The organism is Salmonella sp. SAL4457 (assembly GCF_046548235.1).
In the GTDB taxonomy this organism is placed as follows: domain Bacteria; phylum Pseudomonadota; class Gammaproteobacteria; order Enterobacterales; family Enterobacteriaceae; genus Salmonella; species Salmonella enterica.
In genome coordinates this window covers 1-239 of record NZ_JBGDZO010001263.1, presented here as the reverse complement: position 1 = coordinate 239, position 239 = coordinate 1, and the positions used below count along the sequence as shown (strand labels likewise).

The window sequence follows — 239 nt, the reverse complement described above, 5'->3', positions numbered from 1 at the left end:
GGCCTGCGCGACAAGCTCGAAGGCCACCACAAGGTGACCATCCGCGACGAGGCCTTCGTCGCCGCCGCCGAGCTGTCCGACCGCTACATCGGCAACCGTTTCCTGCCGGACAAGGCCATCGACCTGATCGACCAGGCCGCCGCCCGCGTGCGCATCGCCAGCACCTCGCGGCCGGCCGAGATCCAGGAACTGGAGGCCGAGCTGGCGCAGCTCAAGCGCGAGCAGGACTACGCCGCCAG

At 70.3% G+C, this 239-nt stretch carries 1 pseudogene; it reads left to right on the top strand.

Annotation, left to right across the window (positions count from 1 at the left end):
- Positions 1-239, top strand: a pseudogene (locus tag ACLJNW_RS28245) (hypothetical protein); the annotation flags it as partial.